This is a genomic window from Acetivibrio mesophilus (assembly GCF_004102745.1).
GTDB lineage: Bacteria > Bacillota > Clostridia > Acetivibrionales > Acetivibrionaceae > Hungateiclostridium > Hungateiclostridium mesophilum.
Window position 1 is genome coordinate 1 of sequence record NZ_RLII01000053.1, and the last position, 7,273, is coordinate 7,273.

7 protein-coding genes and 1 pseudogene are annotated in these 7,273 nt (G+C 35.8%); all 8 read right to left on the minus strand.

Annotation, left to right across the window (positions count from 1 at the left end):
* A pseudogene (locus EFD62_RS16815) lies at positions 1–901 on the minus strand (hypothetical protein); the annotation flags it as partial.
* 13 nt (positions 902–914) lie between these two features.
* Complete coding sequence (locus tag EFD62_RS16820; protein WP_069193163.1) at positions 915–1,712, minus strand: copper amine oxidase N-terminal domain-containing protein; 798 nt, start codon at positions 1,710–1,712, stop codon at positions 915–917.
* Positions 1,713–1,861: 149 nt separating this feature from the next.
* The gene (locus EFD62_RS16825) at positions 1,862–2,659 is read right to left on the minus strand and encodes a copper amine oxidase N-terminal domain-containing protein (RefSeq protein WP_128706553.1); all 798 of its coding nucleotides are present in this window, start codon (positions 2,657–2,659) and stop codon (positions 1,862–1,864) included.
* 430 nt (positions 2,660–3,089) lie between these two features.
* Complete coding sequence (locus EFD62_RS18160; protein WP_235832699.1) at positions 3,090–3,434, minus strand: hypothetical protein; 345 nt, start codon at positions 3,432–3,434, stop codon at positions 3,090–3,092.
* Positions 3,415–3,915, minus strand: a complete 501-nt coding sequence (locus EFD62_RS18165; protein ID WP_235832700.1) for a hypothetical protein — start codon at positions 3,913–3,915, stop codon at positions 3,415–3,417. The genes EFD62_RS18160 and EFD62_RS18165 overlap by 20 nt, the downstream gene beginning before the upstream one ends.
* Before the next feature lie 46 nt (positions 3,916–3,961).
* Positions 3,962–4,387: a hypothetical protein gene (locus EFD62_RS18170; RefSeq protein WP_235832701.1), complete on the minus strand. Its 426-nt coding sequence runs from the start codon at positions 4,385–4,387 to the stop codon at positions 3,962–3,964.
* Positions 4,388–4,646: 259 nt separating this feature from the next.
* Positions 4,647–5,576 (minus strand): ankyrin repeat domain-containing protein, encoded by a 930-nt coding sequence (locus EFD62_RS16845; protein WP_069193160.1) that lies wholly within the window; start codon positions 5,574–5,576, stop codon positions 4,647–4,649.
* Positions 5,577–5,579: 3 nt separating this feature from the next.
* On the minus strand, positions 5,580–7,273 hold a 1,694-nt coding region (locus EFD62_RS16850), incomplete at its 5' end, for an RHS repeat domain-containing protein (protein WP_155522924.1).

Sequence of the window (7,273 nt, forward strand, 5' to 3'; positions counted from 1 at the left end):
CAGCACTCGATTGCATTGTTTCAACGGATGGCATAATGTCATCTTTCACCAAAACAAAGGGCTTATATCTAAAATATTGATAGTACGAATAATAGTTTGGCTGACTCATGTTATCTGAACCGGTTCCACCATAATAGTAAAATGCTATTCCAATACCCCAGGATTCATATGTTGGCGGTTGGATTATATATATGAAATCCTCAGGATTTTTCGCTATGCCTGCTGGCAACTGTCCCTCAATACATTTATTGAAGAATTTGCGGTTACCTGTTTGATTTTCAATAAAATCAGGCAAGAAATTATCAGATCCTCTCACCCATTGCCTAATAACACTATATGTTGATGCAAATTTGTCAGGTTCATACTCGAGATATTGCTTCGTGTGCGTATCCTTAGGATTATCGGGTGACAACTCCTTCGTAATACCTTTTTGACTTTTTATCGGCAAAATCCATGGCTCCTTAATCCATCTACATACGTATGTAATTTCATCAATATGAAACTCCGGGTTTGGATACGGTTCATCTATAAATGAAAATCCTAATGCTCTTGGATTTTCATTCGAATCATACACTCTTTTGTCATTTCCGTATTTTGTACCTTCTTGTGCTCCTTCAGCCACAGAACCATATACAAAGACAGGTAAGTTTCCAAAGACTTTCATGCCATTCCCGTTAATTGCCATATTGACATTTATTTCTCTTTTCTTGTAGTATGATGTTTTTTTGAAATAATCTTTCTCAAATTTGTAATTATCTTTTAAAAATTTATTTGCTAGTTCTAAGGATTCCCTCACCTCAAGATATGTATCTTTTGATTCAGCATTTACAAAAATAGTTTGAGAAAGAGTAACCTGCAGAATTAGCGTCATAATAACCAAAACACTACTAATCCGTTTCACTTCTTAATACCTCTCATTCTTCAGATATATCAAAGCTTGCAGAGCAATAGAAAACATTAACGTCTTCCATAAAAGATTCTTTTATCCAAATATACCTGCCGCTTTTTTTGTCATATATGAATTTGTCTGGCAAGTAGTATTCCCTTTCCTTTTTCTGCATAACATAAGCCATAACCTCGTCAACTGTGCTGCTGTCACACTTTTGCAAAAGTATTTGTCTTAAATCATCCCATTGCCCTTCTAAATCTGCTCGTAGTAAATTAACTTGAAAACAAGCCTCAGTGATTCCGCCCCACGTTTGCTCTACAGCCGCCAAATTCGTATCCAAAGGCACCTCAAACCCAGCAACTATTTCAGTTCCTTCTTTCTTAGTCGGTTTTGGCTTCGTATTTATGTATACAGTCCTTATTTCGGGATCCCAGCTTACAACAGCATCAAATGCCTCTGCCACATATCTTGCAGGCACAAATGTTCTTCCTTCTTTTAATAATGCAGCTGTATCCATTGTCTTCTTTTGACCGTTTAATTCATAATCTTTTTTGCCTATATATAAAACAAGTTTCTTGCTGCCTTTCTCAAACACTGCCTTCTGCTCTTTACCATTCCAAGTTACGTTTGCTCCTAATTTTTCTGCTATAAATCTTGCCGGGGTTTGCGTCCTTCCATTAGCATCGATAAAGGGTTGTTCATCCGGGAAATCCAATCTTTCACCGTCTACTTCAACTCTTAGTGGTAATACTATTGCCGCTTCAACGGATGTTACCATCATGAAAACACACATAATTGCCAATACCAAAGATATTTTCTTCATAAACCGATTCCTCCCTTATAATTTTAAAATTATTTTAGTTACTCAATTATATATTATAATTCACTATACAATTATACTTTATCTCAAACTCTATATCAATGTTGTCTTAAAGTTTCAAACGCTTCTTTTTCTTCTTAAAACACACGGCATTATTCTTCAGATCTTTTATAGCTTGCAGCACAATAAAAAACATTAACGTCTTCCATAAAAGATTCTTTTATCCAAATATATCTGCCGCTTTTTTTGTCATATACGTATTTTGATGGCAAATAGTATTCCCTTTCCTTTTTCTGCATAACATAAGCCATAACCTCGTCTACTGTACTGCTGTCACACTTTTGCAAAAGTATTTGTCTTAAATCATCCCATTGCCCTTCTAAATCTGCTCGTAGTAAATTAACTTCAAAACAAGCCTCACTGATTCCTCCCCACTCTTCCTCGATAGCCACCAATTTAGTATCCAAAGGCACCTCAAATCCAGCAACTATCTCAGTTCCTTCTTTCTTAGTCGGTTTTGGTTTTGTATTTATGTATACAGTCCTTATTTCGGGATCCCAGCTTACAACAGCATCAAATGCCTCTGCCACATATCTTGCAGGCACAAATGTTCTTCCTTCTTTTAATAATGCAGCTGTATCCATTGTCTTCTTTTGACCGTTTAATTCATAATCTTTTTTGCCTATATATAAAACAAGTTTCTTGCTGCCCTTCTCAAACACTGCCTTCTGCTCTTTACCATTCCAAGTTACCTTTGCTCCTAATTTCTCTGCTATAAATCTTGCCGGAGTTTGCGTCCTTCCATTTGCATCGATAAAGGGTTGTTCATCCGGGAAATCCAATTTTTCACCGTCTACTTCAACTCTTAGTGGTAATACTATTGCCGCTTCAACGGATGTTACCATCATGAAAATACACATTATCGCCATTACCAAAGATATTTTCTTCATAAGCTAATTCCCCCTTAATTTTAAGTTGTTTTTGCTTGTAAATTAATCTCAACTCTACTTCAATGTCGTCTTAAAGTTTGCCAACGGATAACTCATTAATATGTCTACGGACAAGAATTCTGTTGAGAGTTCCTTAAAATATGTCATTAAAGCGTATGTAGTATGAGGTAGAAAGTATTATGCAACGCTCTAAACGAATACACCTCAGAGTCTTTACCTATATAGGCATTAAGAAAAACCAATAAAACATCAAAATTCATTAATAGTAGAAATAAGATATAAAGCACCAAAATAGAATGCAATATCTTTTTTAGTGCTTCTTATGTATAGCCTCTTATCGGGTTGCTAGCAACATACGCATCAAAGCGGTCGTATGTTTAATAATCTCCTATTTATCAATATTTCAAAATCTTGAACCTTCCCACACTCTCTATCTCCAATCAAAACCAGGCTTCCCACCATCACCATTAAATAATTTCATCTTTTTACCTGTCTTATAATCCACAATATACATTTTATAATGTTCAGCATTCACGATATCTTTATATTCTGTCGCTAAAAGAATATACCTGTCATCTGGTGAAAAGATAAAGCTTTGATTACTGCCAACCGATATACTTTTCCACTCTTCCTTTGTGTTAATATTATAAACAGTTAATTTATTATCTTTTCCTTGATACGCTATATATTCATTGTTGTTTGAGTAAATAGGATATCTGCCCTCCAAAATTTGATTTTTCTCACTGTTCTCCACGTCATATATATATTTTCTCATCATAATCTCCATAGAGCAGTTTTTTGCCGGATTTATCCCATGAGTACCAATAAAATCCCACTTCAACTAATTTAGAAAGCGTTCCTGATGACCTATCACAAATATGTACCGCATCTCCCAAAACATAGCTAATATCGTCGGAATTTGGTACATATCTAATTCTAAATCTAAACTCACCTGAGTCTTTTTCTGAATCTTCAATAGCCTCACTAAATTCTTTAGATTTAATATCATACTCACAAATCTCAGAATCCCATTTTGCTTCGTTTTTTACATGCCTTTCACACAATATCTTTGATTTATCCGCATTATATTGCACATCATAGTAAACACCCGGTACGAGGTTCTCAAATTCGCCTGTAGCAGGATTATATTTAATAATGCCGTCATCTGATTTATCGGTGTATCCTGAAACTATAATATCACCGACAAAGTTATTTCTGTCTATTCCACAGCCTGTTAATATAGTTAAATATAACATACTTATTTACAATAGAATTAATTTCTTATTCACTTTTTCCACTCCTCTACTTAAATGGATTCAAACCTTCAGGTTTATATCCTGTATCACCTACACTCCAACCTTTTCTATCCGCAATAGAAGCAGCATAATTATATGCAGCATTTGGTATGGTTTTATCTAACCTGTCTTTAGCATAATTTGTTATTGTTCTTTGAATGCCTCCTGGCCAACCAATTGTAAGCATATTTATCTGTTCATCTAATGCGCTTCCTTTTGTTGGAGCAAAATTCAGGCCTCCTCCCTCCAATATCTGTTGTGCCACATGATTGCAATTATTGGCATAGAGATTGTATTCTGGAGGCTGCATATACAGCATCTCTGCTTTCCTATACATAGCCTGCCCCTGTTCATTGGTTATAGGCATATAAATATATCTATCATATTCATCCAGTTTTCTATCATCTCCCTTGAAATTTTCTATATAAGTCATACCTGTTCCTAAAAACTTATCCACATCAACTGTAATATGTTGTCCTTGTTTATTACTCGCCTTTAGTATTTTCCCCGGAGCATTAAAACCTGCTACAATCTTCGGTGTTTGGCTTGCATCACCTTCGTAACTATAAATTATACCTTTTCAAAAATATCCTTTTATGCCGAAAAAGCTACTGATAAGCAAGTTTTACAGACTTTCTCTGAATACACATCCTTTTTTCTTCGAAGATCTTTCATGCAAATACATACGTTTTTTAATACTTCTTTATATATTCCTCCCAAGTATCAGGATAACGCTTCTTTATCCTTTCAAGAGTAAATTTATTAATTTCCGTATCCCAATAATTTACACCCTGTCGGGCAAATTCCTCAACAATTTCCATTTTTATTTGATATTCTTCTGAATCCAAAGGATAAACCCAATCCCTCAGTATATCTACGGGAAATAATTCACGTACAGTGTCTTCTCCATAAATTTTCCGTGGATAATAAGGATCCGATACCTTCGCTTTCTTCTCTACTATCAGATAATGTGCATATTCCAATGCTTCCAATGTCGCATTTTGCCCCATTCCCAATGCTTCAGTCGCAGCCGTCCTTCCACTCTCTGTTTTATGGTTGATATCAGCCCCTGCTTCTATCAACGCCTTTGTTTTTTCAATACCGCATGGTATTGAATTCATGAGTGGACTGGTTCCTGGTTCATTAATGCTATCTCCACCATAATTTATGTTTGGATCTGCATTGTATTTTAGTAAGAGCTTCACAAACTTAGGGTCCTTTTTGGCATAATTATCTACCCAAGAGAATCCTGCAGCTAAATAGAGCGGAGTCATCCCATCAACTGTTGAAGCAATATTAGGATCAGCTCCACACTTTAGTAAAGCTTCTGCGGATTTGTACTTCTCCATCCCAACTGCCCATAATAGTAAAGTTGCTCCATATTTAGGTTCTTGATAATTTAACAAATCCGGATTTTCTTTTGCCAATTTCTCTATTGTACGGGTTTTTTCGCCCTTAACAGCTAGTGCTAATTCCCATACAGGAGTACCTTTAAAAATTTTTACATTCGTTATTCTATATTCCTCCTCTTCTTTTAATATATTAAATTGACAAGAAGATAACAAAGCTGGAAAAGTCATTATAATAGCAATTAGTATAACAAGGATTATCTTCTTACTCATTGTCTATTTTCCCTCCCATTCTTCTATTGCTTCTATCGTTGCTTTCATCGAATGATTTTTTACCGAATTTATTGTATCTATAATAGGAATCCCTGTGTCAGCCAAATGCTGCGTAGGTAAATAAACTGCTGTATCTATTGGTATTGATATAAGTCCAAAAATATTATTCAAAATTTCATCTTCCACAATATATGCAGTCATCTCAGCATCATAATCCGATTTCTTTAAACCATACGCTTCTAAGAACACTGTTGCAGGATTGAATATCATTGCATTCCTATTTGTAAGTACTGCATTTCCAGCAGCTTCAGCACCGCCCTTTGAATGTCCGACAAATGTTATATTAGAATTGCGATGTTCTTTCACAAATTCTTTTGCATATTTTAACGAATTTATCATATCTTCCGATTTTCCAAAAGGTTGTTTCAAATTGTTTTCCCAATCTATTAAACTAGTAGGTTCTGTCCCTGCATTTGCAATTACATATTCCATATTTCCATCCTCACCCATTCTTCCATATACACCCATTCGGAGACCTCCAATCATATGTGGTTCCTCAAGCATTTTCCATCCACCAGTTAATTCATCTCCTTTATCCCCGGAATAAACATGTTTAGCAATCAGTGCTGCTTCCATTACGGTCGGTCCGAATTCACTTGTCTGCTCTACAGCATCATAACTTATACTGTTTATTAAATGGTCTAGAATCCAATTCAACCCTTGCATGGAACTTAAACCATTCTTCCGTAATCTACGTAGAATACTTTCAATTGCATAGCTAAAGTTAATACCCTCTTTACAGTGACCGGTTGGGTCAATGTAATTTATAGGGTTGTTGGAAACATAGGTATGTTCCCCCGAGTACTTAAATCTGTTATCTACAGTCTCAACGCAGTCCGATATATTACCAAAAGCATCATAACTGTATCTGTTTACCACTTCTCCTCTACCATCGGTAAGAGCAGTAATATCTCCGTGGGCATTGTGGATATAATAGTAAGCATCCTTATTGCTATCCTCTTTCTGCAATATTGTATGACCCCGGACTATCCTATCCTTCAATCCCCAATCCTCATCCACTTCACATGCTATGCTGCTTCCGATATATACATACCTGTTATATTTTCCGTTTTCTATCGATATAGATCTCAAGTTCTCGGCATCATATATATTCTCCATATATGTTCCGTCAGGATTCTTTACATGGGTCAGTCGGTCAAATCCATCATAGCCGTATAGTTTATTTAGTTGCCCTTCTTTCTCTCTTATGAGATTTCCTCTTTCATCATACTCATATTCCGTTGTTAATCCATTCTTAATCCTTTGGATCAATCTATTACAATTATCATATTCATAGTGCTCCCATATATCTCCGAATTCCCTCTTAAGTCTATTGCCGTTGGCATCATAGGTAAATCTCTCTTTAACCTGCCCCGGGTATATTACCTCCTCTAGGCGGTTTAGTGCATCGTAGCTGTAGGCTGTGACTTTGTCATTCTCCTCCTTCAGTATCTGATTGCCGTTTCCGTCATAGGCATACCTGTACATAAACATTTCTTTGCCTGAAGGGTCTATATTTAGAAGTCTTGTTATATTCTTATCCAAGTTGTATTCATATTTTGCGCATACCCCACTGCCATACAATATCTGGGCTATGGTGTTGTCAATATTGTATTCATACTTTGCAGAGTCTTTTC

Coding starts and splice junctions, on each gene's coding strand:
- EFD62_RS16820 (WP_069193163.1), bottom strand. CDS start 1,712: ATGAAGAAAATATCTTTGGTATTGGCAATTATGTGTGTTTTCATGATG.
- EFD62_RS16825 (WP_128706553.1), bottom strand. CDS start 2,659: ATGAAGAAAATATCTTTGGTAATGGCGATAATGTGTATTTTCATGATG.
- EFD62_RS18160 (WP_235832699.1), bottom strand. CDS start 3,434: ATGAGAAAATATATATATGACGTGGAGAACAGTGAGAAAAATCAAATT.
- EFD62_RS18165 (WP_235832700.1), bottom strand. CDS start 3,915: ATGTTATATTTAACTATATTAACAGGCTGTGGAATAGACAGAAATAAC.
- EFD62_RS18170 (WP_235832701.1), bottom strand. CDS start 4,387: ATGACTTATATAGAAAATTTCAAGGGAGATGATAGAAAACTGGATGAA.
- EFD62_RS16845 (WP_069193160.1), bottom strand. CDS start 5,576: ATGAGTAAGAAGATAATCCTTGTTATACTAATTGCTATTATAATGACT.